At 52.3% G+C, this 26,296-nt stretch carries 19 protein-coding genes; 9 read left to right on the top strand and 10 right to left on the bottom strand.

Annotation, left to right across the window (positions count from 1 at the left end):
- Positions 1-9: 9 nt before the first annotated feature.
- The 5 genes from ACOQPU_RS17500 (at position 10) to uvrA (ending at position 7,392) form a co-directional block, all read left to right on the top strand.
- On the top strand, positions 10-1,614 hold the full coding sequence (locus ACOQPU_RS17500; RefSeq protein WP_420641116.1) for a glycoside hydrolase family 3 protein: 1,605 nt from the start codon (positions 10-12) through the stop codon (positions 1,612-1,614).
- A gap of 64 nt (positions 1,615-1,678) precedes the next feature.
- On the top strand, positions 1,679-2,848 hold the full coding sequence (gene nagA / locus ACOQPU_RS17495; RefSeq protein WP_420641115.1) for an N-acetylglucosamine-6-phosphate deacetylase: 1,170 nt from the start codon (positions 1,679-1,681) through the stop codon (positions 2,846-2,848).
- A 50-nt stretch (positions 2,849-2,898) separates the two neighbouring features.
- A complete protein-coding gene (locus tag ACOQPU_RS17490; protein WP_420641114.1) occupies positions 2,899-3,936 on the top strand; it encodes an SIS domain-containing protein in 1,038 nt (345 codons plus the stop codon).
- A gap of 86 nt (positions 3,937-4,022) precedes the next feature.
- Entirely contained in the window at positions 4,023-4,262 is a 240-nt protein-coding gene (locus ACOQPU_RS17485) for a GlsB/YeaQ/YmgE family stress response membrane protein (RefSeq protein WP_420641113.1), read from the top strand.
- Positions 4,263-4,497: 235 nt separating this feature from the next.
- On the top strand, positions 4,498-7,392 hold the full coding sequence (uvrA, locus tag ACOQPU_RS17480; protein WP_420641112.1) for an excinuclease ABC subunit UvrA: 2,895 nt from the start codon (positions 4,498-4,500) through the stop codon (positions 7,390-7,392).
- Positions 7,393-7,411: 19 nt separating this feature from the next.
- On the opposite strand, the gene ACOQPU_RS17475 is transcribed toward uvrA, so the two are convergent.
- Positions 7,412-7,546, bottom strand: a complete 135-nt coding sequence (locus ACOQPU_RS17475; protein ID WP_420641111.1) for a hypothetical protein — start codon at positions 7,544-7,546, stop codon at positions 7,412-7,414.
- Positions 7,547-7,587: 41 nt separating this feature from the next.
- Between ACOQPU_RS17475 and ACOQPU_RS17470 the strand changes: the two genes are divergently transcribed.
- Complete coding sequence (locus tag ACOQPU_RS17470; protein WP_420641110.1) at positions 7,588-10,218, top strand: glycoside hydrolase family 3 N-terminal domain-containing protein; 2,631 nt, start codon at positions 7,588-7,590, stop codon at positions 10,216-10,218.
- Between the two features lie 90 nt (positions 10,219-10,308).
- On the opposite strand, the gene ACOQPU_RS17465 is transcribed toward ACOQPU_RS17470, so the two are convergent.
- The 3 genes from ACOQPU_RS17465 to ACOQPU_RS17455 are packed head-to-tail and all read right to left on the bottom strand — an operon-like array spanning position 10,309 to position 12,036.
- Positions 10,309-10,680 (bottom strand): hypothetical protein, encoded by a 372-nt coding sequence (locus ACOQPU_RS17465; RefSeq protein ID WP_420641109.1) that lies wholly within the window; start codon positions 10,678-10,680, stop codon positions 10,309-10,311.
- Between the two features lie 55 nt (positions 10,681-10,735).
- On the bottom strand, positions 10,736-11,602 hold the full coding sequence (locus ACOQPU_RS17460; protein WP_420641108.1) for a hypothetical protein: 867 nt from the start codon (positions 11,600-11,602) through the stop codon (positions 10,736-10,738).
- A 44-nt stretch (positions 11,603-11,646) separates the two neighbouring features.
- A complete protein-coding gene (locus tag ACOQPU_RS17455) occupies positions 11,647-12,036 on the bottom strand; it encodes a BTAD domain-containing putative transcriptional regulator (protein WP_420641107.1) in 390 nt (129 codons plus the stop codon).
- Between the two features lie 107 nt (positions 12,037-12,143).
- Here ACOQPU_RS17455 and ACOQPU_RS17450 point away from each other — a divergent pair, with 107 nt between their 5' ends.
- Positions 12,144-12,755, top strand: coding sequence for a LysE family translocator (locus ACOQPU_RS17450; RefSeq protein ID WP_420641106.1), 612 nt, complete (start codon positions 12,144-12,146; stop codon positions 12,753-12,755).
- 66 nt (positions 12,756-12,821) lie between these two features.
- On the opposite strand, the gene ACOQPU_RS17445 is transcribed toward ACOQPU_RS17450, so the two are convergent.
- Positions 12,822-13,637, bottom strand: a complete 816-nt coding sequence (locus tag ACOQPU_RS17445; protein ID WP_420641105.1) for a methyltransferase family protein — start codon at positions 13,635-13,637, stop codon at positions 12,822-12,824.
- A gap of 125 nt (positions 13,638-13,762) precedes the next feature.
- Here ACOQPU_RS17445 and ACOQPU_RS17440 point away from each other — a divergent pair, with 125 nt between their 5' ends.
- Entirely contained in the window at positions 13,763-16,873 is a 3,111-nt protein-coding gene (locus ACOQPU_RS17440) for a tetratricopeptide repeat protein (RefSeq protein WP_420641104.1), read from the top strand.
- Positions 16,874-16,905: 32 nt separating this feature from the next.
- On the opposite strand, the gene ACOQPU_RS17435 is transcribed toward ACOQPU_RS17440, so the two are convergent.
- The gene (locus ACOQPU_RS17435; protein ID WP_420641103.1) at positions 16,906-17,505 is read right to left on the bottom strand and encodes a GNAT family N-acetyltransferase; all 600 of its coding nucleotides are present in this window, start codon (positions 17,503-17,505) and stop codon (positions 16,906-16,908) included.
- A gap of 276 nt (positions 17,506-17,781) precedes the next feature.
- On the opposite strand from ACOQPU_RS17435, the gene ACOQPU_RS17430 reads away from it, so the two are divergent.
- Positions 17,782-19,701, top strand: a complete 1,920-nt coding sequence (locus ACOQPU_RS17430; protein ID WP_420641102.1) for an extracellular solute-binding protein — start codon at positions 17,782-17,784, stop codon at positions 19,699-19,701.
- Between the two features lie 99 nt (positions 19,702-19,800).
- Here ACOQPU_RS17430 and ACOQPU_RS17425 read toward each other — a convergent pair whose 3' ends face one another.
- The 4 genes from ACOQPU_RS17425 to ACOQPU_RS17410 all read right to left on the bottom strand — a co-directional run bounded on the left by ACOQPU_RS17425 (position 19,801) and on the right by ACOQPU_RS17410 (position 25,898).
- On the bottom strand, positions 19,801-20,565 hold the full coding sequence (locus ACOQPU_RS17425) for an amino acid ABC transporter ATP-binding protein (RefSeq protein ID WP_420641101.1): 765 nt from the start codon (positions 20,563-20,565) through the stop codon (positions 19,801-19,803).
- A gap of 85 nt (positions 20,566-20,650) precedes the next feature.
- Positions 20,651-22,864: an amino acid ABC transporter permease gene (locus ACOQPU_RS17420; RefSeq protein WP_420641100.1), complete on the bottom strand. Its 2,214-nt coding sequence runs from the start codon at positions 22,862-22,864 to the stop codon at positions 20,651-20,653.
- 2 nt (positions 22,865-22,866) lie between these two features.
- A complete protein-coding gene (locus ACOQPU_RS17415; RefSeq protein WP_420641099.1) occupies positions 22,867-24,498 on the bottom strand; it encodes an ABC transporter permease subunit in 1,632 nt (543 codons plus the stop codon).
- A 224-nt stretch (positions 24,499-24,722) separates the two neighbouring features.
- Complete coding sequence (locus tag ACOQPU_RS17410; protein ID WP_420641098.1) at positions 24,723-25,898, bottom strand: amino acid ABC transporter substrate-binding protein; 1,176 nt, start codon at positions 25,896-25,898, stop codon at positions 24,723-24,725.
- Between the last annotated feature and the right edge of the window lie 398 nt (positions 25,899-26,296).

Below are 26,296 nucleotides of genomic sequence, written 5' to 3'. Positions count from 1 at the left end.
GAACTGTTAATGAAAGACAAGTTGGGTTACAAGTTTATGCTGGCATTTGAAGGGTACCATGTGCCAGCCCGCATTCGGGAATGGATTGAAGATCGGAATCCAGCCGGGTTTTCCATTTTCCGACCATTGAATGTGCAATCACCAGCACAATTGCGGGAACTAACGGCCGAATTGCAAAATATCGCCCAGCAAACCAACCAGCCGCCGCTCATCATTGCCACAGACCAGGAAGGGGGGCAGCTTAACGCTCTGGGTGAAGAGACAACCCTCTTTCCCGGCAATATGGCCTTGGGGGCAACGGGCGATGCCCAACTAACCCGCCAAGTGGGGCAAGCAATGGGCCGTGAACTGGCAGCCCTGGGCATCAACGTCAACTATGCCCCCAACTGTGACATCAATACCAATCCCAACAATCCAGCCTGTGGTGCACGTGCATTTAGCGACGAGCCTGAGCTGGCAGCAACGTTGGCAGCCGCTTTTGTGGAAGGGATGCAGGCGGAAGGCGTCGCAGCGACGATTAAACATTTCCCTGGAAAGGGGGGCACTAAAGTTGATTCTCATTACAGCATGCCGCTGATTGATCACAGCCGGGAGCGTCTAGCGCGAAAAGAGCTACGGCCGTTTCAATCCAGCATCGCCGCTGGTGCCAAATTAGTGATGACCGGCCATTTTTCTATCCCGGCCCTCACAGGCAATCGTGAGATGCCGGCGACGCTTTCCAGAAAAGTAATGCGCGATTTTGTACGGGATGAGCTTGGCTTTAACGGCATCGTCATTACCGACGCGCTGGACATGGGCGCCATTTCGCAGGGAGCAGGGCAAATTGTGGATGTGATTACGGCCGTTCGTGCCGAAGTGGATTTGCTGCTGCTAACCAAGAGCGAAGAAGTGCAAGAGCGTCTCTACGCTGGCTTGCAGCTCGCCTACAGCCGTGAACTAATTGATGAATCCCACCTAAAACCGTCGCTGGCGCGAATCATGGCGCTCAAGCAGTGGGTGGGTCAGACGCCACAGCCCTCGCTGGACGTGGTGGCCTGCACTGAACACCAAAAACTGGCGCAGACGGTAGCCAACCGTTCCGTAACGCTGGTGCGTGATGAGGCTGGGCTGCTGCCTTTACGTTTGGATTCTGCGGCTCTCATTGCCGTCATCATGCCCCAGCCGAAAGATTTAACGCCTGCTGACACCTCTTCATTTATTACGCCGACGCTAGCAACGGTCGTTCGTGCCCATCACCCTCATGTAGACGAATTTATCACCAGCCACCCGCCTACCGAAAGCGAAATCGCCGGCCTGCGAGACAAAGCCAGCAACTATGATCTGCTCATTGTTGGTACAATCAGTGCCTCGATGGGCGAGAGGCAGGCAGATTTGGTCAAGGAGCTTTTGGCAACGGCCGTACCCACCATTACCGTCGCCTTACGCACACCTTACGATCTTACCGTCTATCCGCATGCCCAAACGCACATTTGCATCTATTCCATTTTGCCCGCTGCCATGCACGCCCTCGCCGCCGCTATTTTTGGCGAGATTCCGTTCCAGGGTAAGCTGCCGGTGCAGGTAGGAGAGTTGTATGGGTTTGGGCATGGGTTGTCAGTAATCAGTAATCGGTAAGTCAGTAATCAGTTTATTGTAATTGAGTAATTTGGTAATTACTCAATTACCGAATTACTTTCTAATGATTTGCATTCAACACACCACAGTTTATGCGCCAGATGAAGTCATTGAAGACGGGGCGGTTTTGGTAGCGGACGGCCGTATCCAAGCCATCGCCTCAGCCAAGCAGATGGAACCGCCCGAAGCTGCACACCGCATCGATGGCACCGGGCTGCACCTCGTGCCCGGCTTTATAGATTTGCAGCTAAATGGGGCAATGGGGCACGATTTTACTGAGGATCCCCATACGATTTGGCCTGTGGCAGCATATCTGCCCAGCTACGGCGTCACTAGCTTTTTGCCCACAATCATCACCGCACCGTTAGCCAGTTCAACAGCAGCCATGGCGGTTTTGCAGCAGCCCCCTGCTGGATTTTCTGGGGCAACGCCGCTGGGACTTCATATCGAAGGCCCCTTCCTCAATCCGGCCAAAAAAGGGGCCCACAATCCAAACTATTTGCAATTGCCAACAGAAACGGCCGTTGCAAATTGGTCGCCAGAAGCAGGCGTACGGCTAGTGACGCTTGCCCCCGAACTGGCTGGCGCATTAGACGTTGTTAACGTTTTGAAGCAGCAAAATGTTGTGGTCAGCGCAGGGCATTCCACCGCAACCTTTGCCCAAGCAACAGATGGCTTCGACGCGGGCATCCGCTACGGCACGCACCTGTTTAACGCCATGCCATCGCTGCATCACCGGGAACTGGGGCTGCTAGGCGCGTTGCTGGCAGATGATCGCGCCACTATTGGCCTGATTGTGGACGGCGAGCATGTTCATCCGGCACTGGTAAAAATGGTGTGGGAATTGGTAGGAAACGACCGTCTCAATCTTGTCACCGACGCCATGGCCGCACTGGGGATGCCGCCCGGCAGCTACCGGCTGGGCGATTTTGACGTGACGGTAGATGAAACAACGGCACGGTTGCCCGATGGCACGCTAGCAGGCAGCATTTTGGCAATGGATACGGCCGTACGCAATCTCATCACCTACACTGGCTGCACCCTGGCCGAAGCGTTACCCACCATCACCAGCATCCCCGCCGACCTGCTAAACCTGCCGCATAAAGGGCGCATCGCCCCCGGCAAAGACGCCGATCTGGCACTGCTTACCCCTGAGCTTCAAGTACACTCAACAATCATCGGTGGGCAAATCGTTTACCAAAAGAATTTAGCCACAGAGAACACAGAGGGTTAGGCGGTTTTTTTCTCTTTTTACTCTGTGCCCTCTGTGGCAAGGATAAAAGAATGTCATTACACGCTGAGATTCACGAACAAACGGCCGTTTGGCAGCACAGCTATCAGCAAAATTTGGATGTGGTTCAAGCAATCACCCAGGCCATACCGTTAGACAAAATTCATCACGCCTTCATTGCCGCACGCGGCACGTCAGACAATGCCGCCCGGTATGCCAGCTATTTGTGGGGAGCCAAAAACCAACTGCCCGTCACGCTAGCAACCCCGTCCCTTTTTAGCCTTTACCAACAGCCGCCCAAGCTGCGCGGCGCATTGGTCATTGGCATTTCCCAATCTGGCCAATCCCCCGACATTGTCAACGTGGTTGCCGAAGGCAAGCGGCAAGGGAACCCAACATTGGCCATTACCAACGAACCAGATTCCCCACTAGCGCAAACGGCCGATTTTGTCATCAATATTCATGCAGGATTAGAAACGGCTGTGGCTGCCACCAAAACCTACACCAGCCAACTGCTGGCCATCGCCATGCTCTCTGCCGCTTGGCGACAATCCAGCGAGATGTTTGGGTTGATTGAGCGATTGGGGGAATGGGGAACGGCCGTGTTGGCGCACGACAAATCTATTGGTCAACTGGCTCAACGTTACCGCACCATGCAGCACTGTGTGGTGCTGGGGCGCGGCTACAACTACGCCACCGCCTTTGAATGGTCACTCAAGCTGAAAGAGCTTACCTACATCGTTGCCGAACCCTACTCTTCCGCCGATTTTCGGCACGGCCCCATCGCCGTCGTCGATCGTGGCTTCCCGGTGATGGCCGTCGCCCCCGCCGGGGCTATTTTGGCCGATTTACATGACCTGCTGCAAAAATTGGCCGACGAGAAGCAAGCGGAACTGCTCATCATCAGCAACGATACGTCAATGCTGATGCTGGCAACTTCACCCATTTCCCTGCCTGCTGATTTGCCAGAATGGCTCTCGCCGCTGGTCAGCATCATTCCTGCGCAGCTGTTTAGTTACCATCTCACCCGCGTTAAGGGATACAACACCGAAGCACCCCGTGGTCTCAACAAGGTGACCCGCACAACTTAAGCAGTGTCTTATGCGTAAGGGTTCATATCTTATAAGAGAGAGCTAAGCAAATAGCTCTCGCAACTGCTTTAACAAGGAGGCAGAAAATGTCATTCGTTCTTTGGTTAATTTTAGGTGCAATCGCGGGTTGGGCAGCTGGCAAGATTATGCGCGGAGGTGGCTTTGGGCTGATTGGTAATATTGTTGTTGGCATTATTGGCGGTGTGATTGGCGGCTGGGTATTTGGCCTGCTTGGGCTTGAAGCCGGGGGCTTCATTGGCTCGCTTGTTACGGCCATCGTCGGCGCTGTCATTTTGCTTTATGTGGGCAGCTTAATCAAAAAATAGTTTACTGCACCATTGATCTTAGCGTGAAGAAGGCCATCCTTGGGGATGGTCTTTTTTGTTGTGAGGATTACCAAAATAACAAAATATTAATGGTCGTACCTTCCCCTGCGTGTTAGAATTGTAGATTGCTTTTAGACCCTGAAAACGCCGTGACGGGTTCTCGCCCTCACTTTATTGCGTAGTGCGTATTGCGTAAACGATTACGAAATACGCACTACGCAACACGGAACAGCCAATGTCCCTCGACAAAATTATCGTACGCGGTGCGCGTGCCCATAATCTGAAAAATATTGATGTAGAGATTCCCCGTGATAAGCTGGTGGTCATCACGGGACTGTCTGGCTCTGGCAAATCATCGTTGGCTTTTGACACGATTTTTGCTGAGGGGCAGCGGCGTTACGTGGAGTCACTGTCGGCCTATGCCCGCCAATTTTTGGGGCAGATGGAAAAGCCGGATGTGGACCAGATTGAAGGGCTTAGTCCGGCCGTCTCTATTGACCAAAAGGGCGTAAGCCACAACCCGCGCTCCACAGTGGGAACCGTCACCGAGATTTACGACTACCTGCGCCTGCTGTTTGCTCGCGTGGGTGTGCCCCACTGTCCGGAATGCGGCCGTCCGGTACGGCCGCAATCTGCCGAGCAAATTGTAGACGCCGTCCTGCACATGCCGCAAAACAGCCGTATCCAAGTACTTGCTCCGCTCATTCGCGACCGCAAAGGTCATCACCAGGGCATCTTCGAGGACGTGCGTAAATCTGGTTTTGTACGCGTGCGGGTTAATGGCGAGGTCCGCTCGGTGGATGATGAGATTGAGCTGGATCGGTACAAAAACCACACCATTGAGGCAGTCGTGGATCGGCTAGTGGTGCGGCACGACCCGCATGACAGCAGCGAAGATGCCCAATCAGCCAGGAGCCGCCTAACCGACTCGATTGAAACAGCACTGCAGCTGGGCAGTGGGCTGGTAATTATCAACGACGTAACCGATGTGGAAAACCCGGTGGACAATCTATATTCTGAACATCTTTACTGCCCGTATGATGGCACCAGCATTCCAGAAATCGAGCCGCGCACCTTCAGCTTTAACAGCCCACACGGGGCTTGCCCAGCCTGCCAGGGCTTGGGCACCACCAAGATGATCGACCCTGATTTGGTCGTGCCGAATAAGTCACTTAGTTTAGAAGATGGGGCGATTGCTGGCTGGCCTACAGACGATAAGGCAGGCTATTACTGGCAATTGTTGAAGGCAACGGCCGTACATTTTGAAATCCCTACCAACGTACCCGTTCGTGAACTAACCGACGCTCAAATGCACATTTTGCTGCAAGGTAGTGGCACCGAGCAGGTGATTGTGACCTACAAAAATCGGCAAGGCGACCCGCGTCGCTACCTTACTAACTATGAGGGCGTGGTGCCAAACCTGTGGCGACGCTACAACGAATCCACCTCCGACTATGTGCGTGACAAGCTGGAAGCGTTCATGGTCAACCAGCCTTGCCCCGAATGTGACGGCTCGCGCTTGCAGCCCGTGGCGCGAGCGGTGGACATCGAAGGCACAACCATCAGCGAAGTGGTCAAGATGCCCGTTCTCAACATCGTGCCTTGGGTGACAGAATTGAACGATGAGCAAAATAGTCCGCTTACCGAACGGCAAGCCATGATTGCCAAACCTATTCTAAAAGAAATTGGCGATCGGGTGTCGTTCATGGTGAATGTGGGGCTGGATTATCTGACGCTGGATCGCACGGCTGGCACGCTGAGCGGCGGTGAAGCCCAGCGCATTCGGTTGGCCACGCAGATTGGCAGCCAGCTCATGGGGGTGCTGTATGTGTTGGATGAACCCAGCATTGGCCTGCACCAGCGGGACAATGAGCGGCTCATTCGCACCCTGCAAGGGATGCGCGACCTGGGCAACACGGTGCTAGTAGTGGAGCATGACGAGGACACGATGCGTGCCGCCGACTGGCTGATTGATTTAGGGCCGGGAGCTGGCACACATGGTGGGGAAGTGGTTGCCGAAGGAACTCCAGATTATATTGCGAACCATGAAAATTCACTTACCGGAGCGTACCTCAGTGGGCGGCAGGGCATCCCTTTGCCTGACCAGCGCCGCAAAGGTACGGGCGAGAAGCTCGTCATTCGGGGAGCGCGGGAAAACAATTTGAAGGAACTGGATATTTGCATTCCTTTGGGACAGTTTGTGTGCGTGACGGGGGTCAGCGGCAGCGGCAAAAGCTCCTTCCTCATAGAGATTTTGAGCAAGAAGCTAAGTCAACATTTCTACAAATCGAAAGCGGTGCCGGGCAAGCATGAGGATATTGAGGGTTTGGAGCATTTGGATAAGGTGATTGAGATTGATCAGAGTCCAATCGGCCGTACGCCCCGCTCTAATCCCGCTACATACACCAATCTGTTTAATCCCATCCGCGATCTGTTTGCCAGTATGCCGGAGAGTAAAATCCGTGGCTATAAGCCGGGGCGTTTTAGCTTCAACGTGAAAGGGGGACGGTGTGAGGCGTGCCAGGGACAAGGGCAAAACCGGATTGAGATGCAGTTTTTGCCAGACATTTACGTACCGTGCGACGTGTGCCACGGGGCGCGTTACAACCGGGAAACGCTGCAAGTGCGCTACAAGGAACTCAACATCGCTGAGGTGCTGGATTTAAGCGTGGAAGATGCTCTGGAATTCTTTGCCAAAGTGCCAACGATTAAGCGCAAATTGAAGACGTTGATGGATGTGGGCTTGGGCTACATCAAATTGGGGCAGCCAGCACCGACGTTGAGCGGTGGCGAGGCGCAGCGCATTAAGTTGAGTCGTGAGCTAAGCAAAATTGCGACGGGACGCACCATTTACATTTTGGATGAGCCGTCGGTGGGGCTGCATTCGCACGATGTGGCCAAGTTGATTGTGGCACTAAACAAGCTGGTAGATAAAGGCAACACGGTGATCATCATTGAGCATAATTTGGACATTATTAAAGTGGCCGATTATTTGATCGATATGGGGCCGGAGGGTGGCCATCGCGGTGGCGAGATTGTGGCAGCCGGGACGCCGGAGAATGTAGCCCAGGTAAACGCATCCTATACCGGACAATGGTTGAAGCATTATTTGAACGGCCGTTCCAGTTAAGCGTAAGAGTCAAAGAACCTTACCGCCACGGCCCACTAGCGGCCGCATCTTCAAGCTGCATTTGTACAAATTGACCATTCTCTGTGACCGTGCCGTCAACATTAAAAAAGCTGGGCGGCTCGTTTTTGCTGGAGTGGGTGTTAAAATTTTGCATTTGCAAGCACCCACATTGGTTTTGAATCTGAGGAAGGTGATATGAATTTTTGGGAACACGGCCGTTTGGCTATTTGCATGATCACTATTTTGTTTTTACTCATTGCTTGCGGCGGAGAAGATCAAGACCCTGCCCCAACGGAAACGGCCGTTCCCGCCACAAATACTGAAGCAGCCGACGGGGAAACGCTTTTGGCACTGCCCAGCCTTCCGGGCGAAGTCTATTACGCCCCTTTTCCCGTTGAAATTAATTTGGATGGCGATTTAACCGATTGGAATAACGTACCACGGGTGTTCATGCCTGAAAGTGCCGCAGAGGTTCAAGGCGCAACCTCTATCACCTTTGCGGCGGCGGCTGACGAGGAACTTCTTTATTTCATGGCCGACGTGACGGACCCCAATATTATTAGCGGCGAGCATGGCACCAATTATTGGAATGAGGATTCGGTTGAGTTTTACATCAACGCCTCAGACAACCTGAATCTTACAGAATATGCCGAGGGCGTGGCGCAAATCAACATCCCGCCGTTTAATGCTGGCCGTCCGATTGAAGAAGTTGTGCTAGGCGGCATACAAGGCGAAACGGCCGAAGCCCAAGTGCAGGTTGTGCTAAGCGAGAAAGGGTATATTGTGGAAACGGCCGTTCCCCTAACTAATAGCGTGTGGGACATTCAGCTCCAGCATGGCAACGTCATTGGCTTTCAGGCACACCTCAACGGAGCTTCCACAACTGACCGCAACCTGAAAGTCATCTGGTCACTTCTGGACACAGCCGACACTTCCTACCTGGACCCCAGCGTATTTGGCCAACTCGTCTTCTTTGAAGTCGGGCAGACGGACGTGGTGGCCCAACTGCCTGAACCCGCCGTGCTGCCCACGCGCATTCCGGTGCCTGCCGATGCCCCTTACAAAAATCCAGAGTTACCTATTGATGCCCGTGTCGAGGATTTGCTGGCGCGCATGTCGCTAGAAGACAAAATCGGGCAGATGACGTTAATCGAGAAAAACAGTATCCAACCCAGCAAAGTGACCGAACTGGGCATTGGGGGCATCCTTAGCGGCGGTGGGGGCTATCCTGAGGGCATTAACTCCCCAGAAAGCTGGGCCGATATGGTAGATGGCTTTCAAGCAGCTGCGCTGGATTCCCATCTGGGCATTCCCATCATTTACGGTGTTGATGCTGTGCATGGACACAGCAACGTCGAAGGCACGGTTATCTTCCCTCACAACATTGGCCTGGGTGCGGCCAACAACCCTGAGCTGATGACCGAGATTGGCCGCATCACCGCGCTGGAAATGATTGCCACCGGCATCTACTGGAATTACGCCCCGGCAGTCTCGGTGCCGCAGGACATTCGCTGGGGTCGTACGTATGAAGGCTACAGCGAAAATCCAGAATTGGTGACCAGCTTAGCAGTTGCCTACCTGCAAGGTCTTCAGGAAGACGATCTGTCTGCGCCCGACACGGTGTTGGCCACCCCCAAACATTTTGTTGGGGATGGCGGAGCCGTCTGGGGAACATCCACTACGGATACGTACAACATTGACCAAGGGGTAACCGACGTTGATGAAGAGGTTCTGCGAACGATCCACTTGCCACCTTACCCGGCCGTCATTGAGGCGGGTGCTAGCAATATCATGATCTCTTATTCCAGTTGGGGCGGCATGAAGATGCATGCCCAACAATATCTCATCGGCGACGTGCTGCGTGGCGAGCTGGGATTTGATGGCTTCATTGTCTCTGACTGGGCTGGTGTAGACCAAATTACGGATGATTATTACGAGGCAGTGGTTATCGCCATCAATGCGGGCGTTGATATGAATATGGTGCCGTACGATTACAATCGCTTCATCAAAACCATGGAGGAAGCCGTCGAGGCTGGCGACATTTCTATGGAGCGAATTGATGAAGCCGTGGGCAATATCCTCACCGTGAAGTTTGAATTAGGGCTGTTTGAAAACCCCTATTCTGATGCAACCTTGCTGGCAGAAGTAGGGTCTGAGGCACATCGAGCAGTGGCCCGCGAGGCGGTAGCGCAGTCACAGGTGCTGCTTAAAAACGAGGGGGGCTTGCTGCCTTTGTCTGCTGACCTGCCAACGTTGTATGTGGGCGGACAAGCGGCCAATGATATTGGTATTCAGTCTGGTGGCTGGACGATTGAGTGGCAAGGCAAAGAAGGGGCCAGCACAATCGGAACCACAATTTTGCAGGGGATTGAGGCGACGGTTTCAGCAGACACGGCCGTTATCTACGATGAATTCGGCCGTTTTGACGATCTGCCTGTGGGTGAAGAGATTGTGTGCGTCGGGGTTGTGGGGGAACGGCCGTATGCTGAAGGCCGTGGTGATAGTGCTGATCTGCGGCTGCCCGTTGGCGATCTGCGGGTGTTAAACCGGATGGAAGAGACGTGCGATCAGCTCGTAATTATCCTCATTTCGGGTCGCCCGCTCATCATCGCTGATCACATTGACAGTTGGGATGCCCTGGTGGCTGCCTGGCTGCCCGGAACAGAAGGCCAAGGCGTGGCTGATGTGTTGTTTGGGGAACGGCCGTTCAGCGGCACCCTCCCCTACACCTGGCCGCTTACCATCGAGCAATTGCCTTTCGACTTTGCCAATCTAGACGAAAATGAGCCTCTCTTCCCATTTGGCTATGGGCTGACAGGCGAGTAAGCACGAGAATATCTAAATTCGAGGTGACAGTCACTTCTGCCTTGATAATTTCTAATTTTTCTGTGTGGCTAATTCTTGGATGCGTGCGTGTTAAGCAGATTGAATGGTTGTCTGGGGAAGTTTTTGGGAAACGGCCGTCATCATCTCCTCCAGCGATGAAAATTGTTCCATTTCCTCCGCCGGAATCCAGCCCTGTAGCTTGTGGCCATCCCAAAAATAGGCGGCCGACAGGGGAACGGCCGTCAGGCCGTACTGTTCCGCCAGTTCATCCTTGTGCAGAAATTCAGCAGGCAAAGGCAGACTCTTTACAAACCGCCGCCAGCGGGGCAAGCCAGTAGGCGTGTAGGTAAGGGCGCACAAATTGCATGGATAGGTGGATGGGGAGAAGATTTTGTGGGCCGCATCCAAAATAAAGTTGATCACACCGCTATCTGCATTGTAGACAAAAACCAGTTTATTCATGCCTTCAGTTTAGCAAAGATTCGCAGGCAGTGTTGGCAGCCAGCTTACATTTGGCTCAGGCAAACCAGCTTAACCCCTCGCGCAAGAAGTTATCTACAATGCTTTCCAGGCTCATTGTCGCAGCCAGCACGTCTGCTGCCTGCTTCATTTTGGGATCAATGTTAGACGTCAATGCCTCCACCTTGGCTAAAACGGCCGTTTGCTTCTCATCTAACTTTTCATGGGCGCGTAAAAATTGGACCAGCGCAACCGCTTTGGCCTGTTCGCCACGCTGCCACTGCAAAATAGGCAAATAAACCACATTGTTGAGCAGATAAGCAGCAATGTGTTGATCGCGGGCACGATTCAGGCTGGCAATCATAAATCGGGTCATTTCACGCCATTGCTCACGTGCGTAGGCAATGAGTGCCTCAATATAATCGACCTCAACCAGATTGCGCTGTTCGTTTACCTCAGTAAATAAGCGTCGGCAAATGTGGGCCGCCTGCTCCGCCTCAGCCAACATGCCTTTATTTTGATAGTAAGATGCAAGTCCTTTTTGGGCAAAGGCCATTGTCAACGTCTGCTGGTTTTGGGCAGCGAGTGCGTACGCTTTTTGCAGGGCACCAGCCGCCTCATCGGGCCGTTTTAAGCTAAACAGCCGCCGCGCAATGCCGTCTAGCACAATCGCTTCGTAATAAGTGTCTTCTAACTCCTGGAACGCGGCCAACGCCTGCTGCGCGTAGCCCAATGCGCTTTCAGCATCTCCCATGAAATCTGTGTAGTAGGAAAGAGAAACGTACAGCATGCCAAACATTACCGGCTTTTGCGTTTCGGCAGCAATCGCCTCCATTTCGTCTAGCAGTTGGGGAATGGCGTCGAAGGTGCGCATTTCCAGATTGCTGCCTACCAGAATGTTATAAGCGTCAAACAGATCATCCAAAGCGACATTTTCTCTGAGAATGGGAATGGCGGCTTTGGCTGGGCCTACGGCCGTTGCCCTGTACGCACCAGCAGCATCATTTTGGCCCGATGCGCTTCTTCCAGCAGCGGCTCAACCGCCAATAGCTGATTGATGGTGTGCAAAGCGGCCCAATAATCGCCCGTCTGCTCATAGATAGCAGCCTGTTTTTGCATTCCTTCCATTGCCAATAGACGCAGGCGAGAGAGCGTCGAGCGGAAATTGGCCGCCGCCTGCTTGGGCGTACTTACCTGATAAAACATATCAATCAAACGCTCTCGTTCTACGGGACGATTTTGATGAAGGAGAAAAATCATCAACGCTTGGGAAGCACGCGTTGGCAGGCTTTTAACAGGTTGCCCTTTTAGCAGAAACGTAACGCCGCCAAGCAACCTTACTTCAAGTCGATCAGTCATCAAACTACCTAGTTTCTGTTTTGGATCGCTAATGGATCGCTTCGAGTTTATCGTATGTACAAAACGATTATAACAATGATTCAATGCAGATTACATAGGAGTTGTGAATGTTTGTTGTCCCCGTGATGTACCTGGTAATGAGTACGCTTTCCCCTGGACCGGTTACTGTTTTGACCATACAAAATACAACCCGCTACGGCCGTAAAGCTGGAACGGCCGTTGCTTTAGGTGGTGCGCTGACAACGGCCGTTTTTGTGACGGTTGCGCTCTTTTTTACCGCCAGCAACCTCATGAATGTATCTTTACCCACAGCCCATCTTTATCAGAAAGGCGGCGCAATTTTCATCCTCGTGATGGGATTGGTAACCGGGTACAGATGCCTTTTTGCCAAAGAGAAGCCGCAAAAAGAACTGTCCTCAACCAACCAGGTTGCGAAGAGCTTTTTTACTGGCATGGGCTTGATGACCCCCTACTTCCCCCAAGCAATTTTATTTTATACCGTCATTTTGCCGCACCACATGCCAACCGCAGAGTTGAGCAGCATTATTTTACTGATGGGATTAATCAAAATCGCTTTGACCATTAGCTGGTATTCTTTGCTCTCAGTGACGGCAAAATCAATTCAGGATTGGTTTTTCAACCAGCGCATCCAAAAATTTGTTGAGTTCACGGTAGCCTGTCTGTTGGTGGGCATCAGCGTAACCATGCTGACCGGATAATGAACTACCCCGCCTGCAAGCAGCGGGGTAGTCAATCCCTAAAGGGTAAATCAGATAGCTGTCAAATTAAGGTGTGGTTTCCTGCATATCCCGCCCCCGGTTCTGGCTAGCAATACGGCCGTTGCGATACAGCCAGCCCGGTATAGGAATAACCTTCGGCACACGCTGCTGGTAATTTTCATACGCCTCTCCCAAAGAAGCCCTCAAATCTTTTTCCTCAAAATAAAGGCCGATGAAGATGTAAATTGTTAGAGCAATGGCTAGGAACAAGTGCGTGAACGTCATCGTTGGCGTAGACCACAGGCCAATTAGCACACCAAGTTGGAGTGGGTGGCGCACCAATCGGTACAGAAACCGCTCAGTAAAGTGGGGAGGCAGCTCTGGCTGGTTCCTTAGATTGCGGTACGCCTGCTGCAAGCCAAACAGCTCAAAATGATTGATGACAAACGAGGCCAAAACGGCAAAAACCCAGCCAAACAAATACCCGGCAGTTAAAACCGCCTGCCCCAGATTGGATTTAACAATCCACAGCGCACCGTCAATGGGCTGCCAGAAAAGGCAAAAACTTAGCATCATCACCCCTGAGGTGAATACGTAAGTGCTTCGTACGGCCGCTTTGGGGATGAACCGCATAAGCACCTGCTTAAAAGCTGGCCGAGCCATCACTGAATGCTGCAAACCAAACGCTAAAACCAACCCCACATTGATCAATATGGCGTGGTTAACGCTCAATGTCGCCCCCGAATCAATTTGATGGGGCAAAAATTTCCAGTTGCCAAGGAACAAGATAAAATAGACGAGACCGCCTAACCCAATTACATAGGCGATGATGCTGTAAATAAATACAATTAATCGTCCAAACAGCTTTTTCGTTAAATACATGGTGCCTCCTAAGATTTTTAGTTTCAGGAAGGTTAGAAGGCAGGCATCCTCTAAACGCCCCAGAAAGCGTCCCTCAAAAATATTTGGCTTGGGAATCTTTTAACTGGGGCATGATGGCGCACAGCATGCAATTGAAGGTTTCATTGTTTGGCACCCCAAAATTTGAGCGTGACGGCCGTCCTTATTCCATTGGGCGGCGGAAAGTTATCGCCTTGCTAGCCTTCCTGGCACATGGCGGGCAACCTTATACCCGCGAATCTTTAGCGACATTGCTATGGCCTGAGCATGATCAATCCGGGGCATTAAAAAATTTGCGGCGCGAACTGGGTCGGCTCAAAGAGTTTGTAGGAGACAGTTATTTAGATGCCGATCGGATGCAAATCGGGTTGCGTACAGGGGGAGCATTTCAGGTGGATACGGCCGTATTCCAAGCACACCTGCAAACTGTAGAAAACCACAATCATCCCCCCGAAGCAGTTTGCTCCGAGTGCACCACTGTACTGGCAGAAGCGGTCACCCTTTACACCGGCGACTTTATGAGCGGTTTTAATTTGCCAGACTGCCCCGAATTTGATGAATGGCAATTTTTTGAGCGGGAAGCGTTGCGCCAAAAGCTGGGAGAAACCTTGCAAAAGCTCATCCATTGGCATCGAACCGCAAATGAGTTTGACAAAGGGATTGAATACGGCCGTCGCTGGTTGTCGCTTGATTCGTTGCATGAGCCGGCCCACCGTGAACTCATGCAGCTATACGCTTGGGCAGGCCAGCATAGCGCCGCTATTCGGCAATATGAAACGTGTTTGCAGCTTCTGCAAGAAGAGCTTGGCGTAGAACCGGCACCTGAAACGTCACAAATTTACGAGGCAATCAAGCGTCGTGATTTTGCATCGCCAACGCCTCCGGAGCCAGTCGTTTTCACGCTGAGGCAACCCGTCTTGCCTACACCAGCCACGCCGTTTGTAGGGCGGCAACAAGAATTGGCAGAGATTGTCCAATTGCTCACAACACAGCCTGAGTGCCGCCTGCTCACCATTGTTGGCACGGGCGGAATTGGCAAAACACGCTTGGCACTTTCGGTGGCCAAGCAAATGCAGGCAGATTTCAACAATGCTGTCTATTTTGTGCCGCTGGCGGCATTAACCACTCAAGAAGACGTTCCCATTGCAATTGCCGAGGCGATGTCTATTCGTCTATCCGGTTCACAAGACCCAGAGCAGCAGTTACTGCAAGCGTTGCAGGACAAAACCGCCTTGTTGGTGATAGACAACTTTGAGCATTTATTAAGTGGCGTTCCTCTGCTCGTAAAGCTACTGGAAAGGGCATCTGGTATAAAAATTTTGGCTACCTCACGCGAACGACTAAATTTAGTTGGGGAACAACTGTATACTCTTCATGGTTTGGAAATACCGGAGACAGAAACGGCCGTTTCCCCTGAATCCCACAGCGCCATCACCCTCTTTTTGCAGCATGTCAATCTGGTTCGGCCCAGTACGGCCGTTCAGCCAGATGAGTGGCCTGAGATAGTGCGCATTTGCCAACTTGTGCAGGGAATGCCCTTAGCATTACTGTTGGCTGCTGGCTGGGCCAGTATGCTCTCCTTTGCAGAGATTCGGCAGGAGATTGGGCAAAGTGTGGATTTCCTGGAAACAGAGCTCAAAGATTTGCCGCAAAGGCAGCGCAGCATTCGCGCCATTTTCAACGCCACCTGGAAGCGGCTCACTGCGGAGGAAGCGTCTGTTTTGCCCAAGTTATCTCTTTTTAGTGGTGGGTTTACCCGCGAAGCTGCCCAAAACATTTGCGGTGCCAACCTAAAAGTGCTGCGACAGCTAACAGATCGCTCGATTATCACTGTAGATGACCAGCAGCGTTACTGGATTCATGAATTGCTGCGGCAATATTCTATTGAGCAGCTGCCCCCCGCTGCAACAGAGCAGCTATACGGCCGATTTGCCGCCTACTTTGCCAACTTCATGCAGCAACAATTGTATGATATACAGCGTGCGGCGTACCAACGCGCCCTCGATAAAATTGTTTCTGAGCAGGGGAACCTGACGCAAGCCTGGGAATGGCTGATAACGGCCGTAACCAGCCAACCCGCCACAGAAGAAATTCTCAACTATTTACCACCCTTTATTGAGAGCTGGCAATTTTATTACTACCTTAAAGGGCCGATGAGCACCGCCCTGGATTTCTTTTTAGACGAGCTAAGGGTTTTGGAAACGGCCGTCTCCCAACCAGCAATCAAAGACGCACCAACAGCCAACCTTTACCAAACAATGATTGCCAACCTACAAACCAAAGCGGCCTACTTTAGCTTTGGCCTGGGCCATTACCAGCAGGTTGACGAGCTACTGGCCCAAGCCATCCCCTGGTTAGAAGAGACAGAAAATCGGTCGCTTTTGGCGTTTGCTTACAACTGTTGGGCCAAAGCCAGCGTGCTACGTGGGCAGCGCGACCTCGCGCAGGAACAGCTACTAAAGGCATTAGGCTACGCCCAACTTCCCCAAGATTATTTCATTCAGGCCGATGCGCTAAAGGTGCTGGGCGTAGTGGCTGTAGACGCAGGAGAGTATGAGTTAGCCCATGCCCGCTACCAAGAGTCGCTGGCTCTGTTCCGGGAACAAAACTTTGCCCCCGGATTAACCATGCTGCTACACAACATTGGCACTGCTTATTCGCGGCAAGAAGAAACCGAGCTGGCTTTGGAAGCATACCAAGAGGCATTAGGATATGCTCGGGAAGCGGGCTTTACGCGGCTAGAAATGGAATGTATCGGGGCAATGGGAGGCGCATATCGTACATTGGGTGAATTCAAAAAGTCGGAAAGCCACTTGCTAAGGAGCATCGCTTTGGCCAAACAAATCGGCGAAAACCGAGTGCTTGCTTCTCTATCGAAAAATCTGGGAATCACCTATTTGGACGTTGGCGATGTGCTAAAAGCGAAAAAGACGCTGAAATCTGCCCTGTCGCTCAGTTGGGCGACAGAAACTGTGCCCGACGCGCTTTCAATTTTATCTGCCTATGCCAGGGCCGTCGCCAGTCAGGGGCAGTTAGAAAACGCGTTGGCCATTTTGCTGTTTGTAAAAACAGAAGACAGAATTCGCCAAATTGATGTTGACAACAATCAGCCCATTATTGATGAGCTTACAGCCGAATTGCCGCCTGAATTTGTTTCACGTGCTGAACAGTCCGCCGCAATGTTTACGCTCCCTGAATTGGTCAGCCAGATTATCTAACCGGGCAACCACGGAACGCCACATCACCCTCATTACAGTTGTTGTTGATAGATTGAATGAGCTGTAACGGCCGTATTCATAAAATGTTGCCTTGCTGGTGACGGGAGCTGTATGCACAGTTCACGTTCGCCGTAATGAAGCTGCTGCTGCATAGGCAAGCCGCTCCGTTCAAAAATGCGCATCATGCTGCCATTGGCTGGATGGACAACCACGTTGAAGCACGCAATTTGGTGAGCAACGGCCGTTTGGCACAAAGCGGAAAACAGTTTCTTGCCCAATCCTTGCCCTTGATACCAATCATCGACCACAAAAGCAGGCTCTGCACTGGGCACCTGGCTATCTTCCTCTACGACGTAGTAAGCCAACCCAATAGCTAGCTCACGGCCGTTTTGCGTGGTTGTGGCCACGACACCCGCACCCTGCGTGGCAGAAAGGTTCGTAATAAATTGAATGTCTCTAACCGTTGGCCGATAAAGTCGCAAAAATCGTTTATACAAACTTTCATCAGAAAGCCGCATATGCAGATCCATTAGCAACTCCGTGTCGCCAGGTTTCATGGGCCGGATGTTTACGGCCGTCTGGCCAAAGGTGCTTTTTAGTTGATAGCTCTGATAGGGAATTTGTTGTTTCATCGGGAACCTCCGTTTCAACTTGATGATGGCATCATATGAAACGGCCGTCCTTTCAACATCCCCCGAAACGTCCCTCCTGTGAAATGCGTTTTTTTCGCATTTGTTTTATACTTGCCCCACCGATTCATGTAAATCACAAAAGCTGTTTTAATGAAAATCGAGCCGCGAAATTGTGATTTACGTAAGTAAAAGCGGGAGAAATGACTCTTCTAACTTCAAATTACTTTCCCGCTTTTACACAACAAACGAGATAGCCCAACCCCTTGGCGGTGACACATGAGCGAGCGCTTCGATTGGCAAATTGGCGAAGAAGAGAACGATCTGCCTCCGCTGTCGGACACGGCCGTTTCCCGCAAATCTCTCCCCTGGTTCTGGCTGGCACTTATAGCCGTCCTCATCGTGGCGGGCGGCTGGCTGTGGCGCACCGCACAAACGGAGCTGGCCGACGCCGAGCAAAACGCCATCAAGCTCACCCAGAACGCGCTTGACTTTGAACGAGACGCATATCTGGCCGGGGATGGCGATCTGTTTTACAGCTTTCAGGCAAATGACCCTGACTGGTTTACGGTCCAACTGCTGCCTCTGAACGGCCGTCTCTACCACCACGATCCCATCATCACCAACGCGGAACAACACGAAAATACGATTTGGGCTAACCTGCAATGGGCAGAAGGCACACAAACGTACCAGCGCGTTGCCTTCTGGCAAATTCAGCCAGACGGTAGCCTCATCCGCCAGCCAGATGCGCCCGGCTACTGGGGCAATCTTACCTTTACTGATTACGCCTGGGGCAGGCTGCGTTACACTCAAACCGACGCCGACTTGGCTGAACAAATTGGCAATCAGATCACGGAGCGCATTCTTACGCTGTGCGTGGCAGATTGCCCCACGGCAGAACGGCCGTTCACGATTACTATCTCCCCCCACTTCCAGGAAACGGCCGCTGCCGACCAGCTCATCCTTCCCTCGCCCCGCCTGGTGGGGCTGGCTGAAAATGGTGAACCGTCCGATCTGTTTTGGCAATTGGTAAACGGCCGGATCGCCGACCGCTTCGACACGGTCACCCTCCGCTTCGGCATCCCCAAATCGGAATACCCTCTCATTGATTACGAAACGGCCGCTGCCCAATTCATGGCTCAAAATCCGCGCATCACCATCGAGCTAATCTATCTGGAAACATCGCACCCCACTCTTGAAGATATCGCAATGCTCGATGTCGTTGGCAAAGCACCCACGGCCGAATTACTGGCAGCCGGTGCGGTGCGTGACCTCACTGCGATGATGCAGACAGACACTATTTTTGACCGCGCTGACTTTTATGAGCAGCTCTGGCAAGGTGCCTGGTGGCAGGAGCATATGTGGTTTATGCCGCTGGCAGGGCGGATGAACGTCATTTACTACGACAAAAACGCCTATCGCGCCGCTGAGCAGCCAGAGCCAACCCTCCGCTGGACATGGCAGGAGATGGAAGCAGACATGACGGCCGTTTCCCACGGCGATGCTTCCCAAAACGGGGTGCTGGAGTGGGGCTTTTTAGATGTGGGGGCAGACGTGCTATTTTCGTATGCCTACAACTGGAACAATACCTGCGAAGAGGTTACCGTGCGCTGCGACCAGCCGCTTACGCCGGAGGCAGTTGCCGCCACGCTAAGCTGGTACCAATCGTTAGCGGGCCAGCCAGGGCAAATGGCCGATTTTACGATGATGAGCGAGGTGGAACGGGCAGGTGTCCTTTCAAACTGGCAATCTGCGCGGCGTCGGGCAGCCATCTGGGTAGAATCTCCGTTGCTTTATGAGCTACGCTTCCAACTGAACCCAATGGGCGTATTGCCCTTCCCTGGCTCCAATCGATTTGATGGCATTACGCCGCTGTGGGTAGATGGCGCGTTTATTACATCGAGGTCGGAACGGCCGTACGCCGCTTGGGAATGGCTCAAGTTTCTCACAGAGCAAGCTCCTTCGGCCCGCTTCCGTTTTGTACCGGCCCGTCCCTCTGTGGCCACCAGCAGCCAATTTTGGGGTCGCCTGCCGCATGATTTGGACAACGCCATGCGTACAGCTTTTCCCTTTAGCCGCCCCGTGTTAATTGAGGAACAACATCTGTTTAGCTGGGAAATGTTGACGGCCGTTCAATCCAGCACGCCCCCCGAACAGGCCGCCCAGTTCCGCCCCCGCCTACTGTGGTTTCAACAATAAAAAAACGGCCGCTTCAAGAAAAGCGGCCGTTTCTGTTTTTACTGATTACTGAAAACTGTACGCGAAGCGGTCGCTAAGCGACATTACCGCTTACCGGAATCAGTGGTGCAAAATCTGCGACAAAAACAGCTTCGTCCGGTCATTCTTCGGGTTGGTGAAGAAATTTTCCGGCGTGTTGATCTCCACAATCTGCCCAGCATCCATGAAGATAACCCGATCCGCTACCTCACGAGCAAACCCCATTTCATGAGTTACCGCCAAAATGGTGTAGCCAGACCGCGCCAAATCCCGCATCACATCCAGCACTTCCTTAATCATTTCCGGGTCCAGCGCCGACGTAGGCTCATCAAACAGCAAAATATTCGGCTCCATCGAGAGCGTCCGGGCAATGGCCACGCGCTGCTGCTGTCCACCAGAAAGCTGTCCTGGATATTTGCCCGCCTGCTCCGGGATACCCACGCGGGTGAGCCATTTCATCGCCACCTCTTCCGACCGCTCCCTGGACCATTTGCGCACATGAATCGGAGCCAGCGTCACATTTTCCAGCACCGTTAGGTGAGGGAACAGGTTAAACTGCTGGAACACCATTCCCACATCCCGCCGAATCTCAGCAATGTTGCGCACATCATGGCTCAACGTAATGCCATCAATAATAATGTCGCCACTCTGATGCTCTTCCAAACGGTTGAGCGTGCGGATAAACGTCGATTTGCCAGAACCAGATGGCCCTAGAATCACAATTACTTCACCAGATTTGACCGTCAGGCTGACATCCCGCAAAGCCTGAAAATCACCATACCATTTATTAATATTGTGGGCCACAATTACATCTTCCATCTGTGTAAGTGTTGCTGCTGTTGTCATTTTTCTCTCCTGAAAGTAAGCGGCTGGTGGTTAGTCGCTAGTGGCTGGTAAAACAACTAGCCACTAACCACTCACCCCTGTCATTTTATCTCTCACCCAATCCTGTTTGTTTTTCCAGTCGGCGACTGTACGCGGTCATCAACGCAGAGCCGACAAAGTAGAGAAGCGCCAGGAAGATATACGGTTCACGCCGTACGCCCAACCAATCTTCCTGGGCGGCGATGGCGTTGGCCACACCTAACACATCAAACATGCCAATGATGGCGACCAGGGTTGTGTCTTTGAACAGGCCAATGAATTGTCCAACGATGGCTGGAATGACCACACGGAGTGCCTGGGGCAAAATGATGAGTCGGTATTTTTGAAAAGCGTTAAAGCCTAGCGAATCGGCCGCTTCGTACTGGCCTTTGGGAATCGCTTGCAAACCGCCGCGCACGTTTTCGGCCAGGTACGCTGCGGCAAAAAGGGCAACGGCCCACAAAACGCGCCAAGTGTTCAATATTTCCACGCCTGGAGGAAGCAAAATTGGGAAAAGGATGATGCTGCCAAACAGGACGGTAATCAATGGCACGCCGCGCACAAATTCAATGTAAAGTGTGCTGAAAGCCGCCAGAACATTACCGTCAAAGGTGCGCTGGAAGGCAAAGGCCGCAAGCAAAACGAGGATTGGCCAATAGGCGAGCACCAGTTCAAAGTTGTTGCGCGCAGCTTCAATCATCCCTGGGGTGCTTTGGGTAAAGCCCCAAATGGCAATAACCAGTGCTGCGCCATAGGTTAGCCAGGCCGGGATGCCGCGAATCTTGCTGCGGCGTCCCAGTGCCATCAGCAAGCCAATGGGGAAAGAAACCACAATGGCAAAGACGGTGATGATGATGGTGAGGAGGAAGCCACCCCAGTTGACATCTGGGTCAAGGCTAGAGAAGATGGGCTGTTTTACTTCTTGCAACACGCCATTTACCGCGAGTTCACGAGTGTAGCTTAACGAGCCAATGAGCATGCTAAACACCTGGAGGAAGGCGAGTAAAGCGTAAACGGCCGAAATGATAAAAATAATTCGCAGCACCGCCCGGCCAAACCGAGCCAATTCTCCCTCGTGATCTTTTTGCGGAAAACGGCGATTCAAGAAGAGCGATAATCCGCCAAAAAGCAGGAAGCCCAACAGCCCGAGCAAATATTGATTGCCTGAAAGCGTTGCTTGTATCCGGGTCCAGTTGGAAATTGGCGTTAGGGTACCCCCCGGTCCGCGCTCTAGCGGACGGCCGTTTACATACGTAATGCGCCCCGCCTCTTCTAGCTCATCAATGAAACCTGTCCAGGCAAAGGTGTTGTCCCAAATGCCTTCAACCACGGACGCAGAGCCATCCACCTCAAAAGGCACTGGTTCCACCCCGCGCAGAAACAGGAAAATGATAAATGGCGATGCTAGCCAGGCATACGTTAACATCTGACGCACCCGCCTGTTGTTAAAGCTAGCGCGGTACACAAAAGTCGTCGGTATAAACAACACTGCCAACAAAATGATGACCGCCCAGATGCGCCACGTTTCGTTCCGGTTAAAGCGGAAGATCATCATCGTGACCATGTTTGCTTCCACAGCCCCCCAGTTGGCACCGGTAAATTCTCGTTCTACGGTAAAGAAGTCGGGGGTTTCGGCGGTGCTGGCAAAACAGGTAATCCCGTTTTCCGGGTCGCCGGGCTTTTGGTCAAAGCAAAACGAAGACGCTTCTTCCCCAACAGCCAAATTGCTCGGCGGGGCGGTCAGATCGGCTGTGGCAAAACAGCGTTCGGCTGGGTCTGCAACAATAGCCGTAGCCGAAATATCTGTATCAATTCCCCCCATTGTGAAGCAGTACTCTGCACCGCCTGCTTCAATCAGCTCTGCCCGATAATCGGATGCCGGTATGGCCACAAAGCTGGCATTAACCCAAGCATAATTGTAAAAAGCAATAACGGTCGCAATAATGCCCAACACAATCAGCAAACTAATCTGCGTGTTGGTGATATTGTTATACATGTTGTTTTTCAGCCAGAGCGAGAGCGCGTTGTGCTTGTGGCGCAGTTCATTCATCACCACCAGTGCCACCGTCACCACCCAGGCCACCAGCACCAAAATGGTAGAAACTGGCGCAGCCTGCGCCCGATTTACAATCATGGCCACCGTGAAGCCAGTCAGCAAAATCACCCACAGGGTCAAAACCCAGGAGCGGGTAATTTGCTCAGTCACAAATCGGTTGATCTGCACCTGAAAATCTTCTGGTAAAAAGTCGAATCGCGTTTGTTTTTGAGGGTATATTGTCATGATTATCTCTCCACCAGCGCAATTTTGTTGTTATACCAGTTCAGGAAGAAGGAAATAAACAGGCTGATTGACAGGTAAATGAGCGCCATAATCACAATGGGCTGAATCGGTCGCCCAGATTGGTTGATGATGGTATTGATATTGCGATACAGGTCTGGGAACAAAACGGCCGCTGCCAAACTAGAGTTCTTCGTCAGGTTTAAATATTGGCTGGTAAGCGGAGGGATAATCACTCGCAGTGCCTGAGGCAATACCACCAGCCGCAGCCGCTGCGTTTCAGAAAGCCCCAACGCCCGCGCCGCTTCCGTTTGGCCCTTGGATACCGACAAAATGCCCGCCCGTACAATCTCGGCCACAAACGCCGCCGTGTACAGCACCAGCCCCAGCAAAATGGCGGCAAATTCCAGCGTCAGTTTGGAGCCGCCCACAAAGTTGAACCCTTCCAACTTCGGTACAGACAGCCGCACTGGTGTTTCTGGCAAAGGCACAATGAGCTGATCGGCACTGTTTTCCAGCAAATCACGTTCCGCAGCTAGCGTAGCCTTGTTGGCCACAAACATTTCACAGTCGCCCGCCGCATAGCTCTCAATCGCCTGATCCGCACGGTCACTGCGCTCCACGTCAAACGGTACATTGGCCCGGCGGAGCTGCGCCGTCAGATTAATTTCTGAAGCTGATTCATTGATGGCGCATATTTTGAGTGCGGCTTCATCTACAGCCTCCTGCGCCAGCGTTCCGTTTTCTAGCCTCGTCTCAATATCGCCAATATCGTTGATCCCGAGCCGCCGTTCAACCAGGGCAGGGATGTCGTCGAAGTCACGAATGCGGGAGGCGCGCGAAACGAGCACCGCTTCTGTATCGGCATTGCTGCCCGCAATAAACCAGCCAATGATGACCACCACCACAAAGGACAGGATCGCCCAGCGTCCCCGGCTACTTTCTTGCCCAGTCTGCTCCTCGCGCCGCCCCAACATCACCCAAAGCAGCTGCGCCTGCACAAGGCCCAGCACAATGAATGCTGCCCAGGTAGCAAAGGAAGCCATTGGCACAAGTGAGGGGTAATTCATGCCCCGCTGACTAACAAAGATGGGTAAGCCCAAGAGAGGTTGGACGTCATTTACTGAGGGCAAGCTAACTAGGAAAATGACGAAGTAGATAAAAAATAACTGGAGCAGCAGCGGCGTGTTGCGCATCAGGTCGATGTACCATTTAGCGATGTTACTCACCAGCCAGTTGCTAGAAAGCCGGGCAATGCCGGTAAAAGTACCCAAAATGGTGGTGAGAATGATGCCAAAAAAGGCAACCTTGGCCGTGTTTAGCACACCAATGCCAATGGCCCGCCAGAAGGAATCGGTATTGGGATCGTAGTCGATAACAGATTCACTGATGGGGAATTGGGCTTCGCCGCTGAGGAAGTCGAAAGCGCAGCGATAGCTGGTGCCGCCCTCCCTACAGCTAAACTGCCCCGCACCCAACGCATCCAAATTGTTGCCAATATTGGTAAAAAGCCAATTAAGGCTGAGGACAAGGAGAACAACGAAGACAATTTGCAGCAGAATTCCGATGATACGGCCGTCTCGCCAGGGTGGAATCCGTTCATTGCCTCGCAGGGATGGTTTTGGTATGTCCGACATAGACGTTACCCCTGTGGCTCACCTGCCATGAGGACGTTACGCAAGGACTCGTGGCAGGCAGCTTTCTTTTGTTAACTGCCCACTTGTGCCAGGCAGGCACACAAGCAGGCTAGAAGTCGCTAAAACAGGTTTGTTACAGCACAGCCCGACACGAGGTCGGGCTGCATGAAAAATCTAAACGTGGGCGTGGCTGCAAAAACAACCACGCCACACGACCCCAAATCTTAACGGAACGGAATGGGGTAGATGATACCGCCATCGGTGTACAGCGCGTTGCGGGCGCGTGCCAGGTTAAAGGGCGTGTCCGGCCCCAGGTTGCGGTTGTAAATTTCTTCGTAGTTACCAACCTGCTTAATCACCTGGTAGCAGAAGTCGTTAGACAAACCAATTGCCTGCCCATGATCGCCCGTTTCACCCAGAACATTCTGGATAGCCGGGTCGTCGCCACCTAAGAAACTGTCTACGTTCTCCTGATTGATGCCTAGCAGTTCACCATTGAACGTACATTGCACCACCCAGCTTACAATATCGTTCCAGTTGTTGTCGCCGTGACGAGTTAGCGGCCCCAGCGGTTCACGGGACATATCTTCTTCCAGAATTGTGTGGGCAGTGGGGTCAGACAGTAGAATAATTTGAGAAACCAGACCCGATTTGTCAGTAGTGAAGCCGTCGCAAGCACCAGAATCGTACGCGTCGCGGGTGGCTACAGCGTCGTCACCAACCAGCGGGGTGTAGGTAACGCCTAGAGCCGTCATGTAGTCAGACAGGTTCTTCTCGGTGGTCGTACCAGACTGCACGCAAATGGTTGCCCCTTCCATGTCGCTAATGCTGCTGATGCCACTCTCGGTACGCACCATCATGCCTTGCCCATCATAAAAAGTGACTGGAGCAAAGTCGAAACCCAGAGCGGTATCGCGGCTGCTGGTCCAGGTGGTGTTACGAATAAGCACATCAACTTCACCAGATTGCAGCGTGGGGAAGCGGGACTGACCCGTAGTGGGGGTTACTTCAATTGCTTCAGAATCGCCCAAAACGGCCGCAGCAATTGCTTTACAGAAATCAATGTCAAAACCGCTAAAGCCACCGGTATCTGGGTCCAGGTAACCAAAGCCAGGCACGTTGGCGTTGCCAGCACAGTTGAGCGTGCCACGACCTTGAACCTGAGCCAGAGTGTCGCCACCGCCAGCAAATTCTACGGCTACCTGCTCAGTGACAGTTTCAGTGACGGTTTCAGTCACAGTCTCGGTAACAGTTTCTACAACAGTTTCCGGGTCACCCTGTACCTCAACGATACGGGTCACTTCAACAAACTCGGTAACGGTTTCAGGCTCACCGCCACCACAGGCTACTAAAGCCAGTGCGAGCAACAGCATTGCTAAAACAACAATTTTCTTATTCATATGGATTTTCTCCTCCAGGTAAAAACCTTAACAAAAATATTGAGTCAGAGAGCTTCTCAGATTATTTTTACGTTGTTCACCACCTCCTTCTCAAATATATTTGGCCGCGTTGGCCATCTATTATTTTGTACACACTGAGTTCCACCAGACTGTTGGGATGCGCCATAGTACATTCAGGGATGCGCGTTTGTTAGCAACAGATACGCAAAAATACCGCCTGAATATTGGGTCAGGTGGCTTTTTCGGCTACTGAGTTGGCAGACTAACGTGAATTTGACGAATTTGTCATGAAATCGCCCAACAGGCGTTCAGAGCCTGTGTGTTGAATCGCTTTCTTTCTTCCCTAGAAAATGCGGGGCATTTTAGTGACAAAACCCTTGCATTAGCAGTTAATTAGT

The sequence above is a fragment of the Candidatus Leptofilum sp. genome, from assembly GCF_965223285.1.
Lineage (GTDB): Bacteria > Chloroflexota > Anaerolineae > Promineifilales > Promineifilaceae > Leptofilum.
This window is presented reverse-complemented; position numbering and strand designations above follow the sequence as displayed.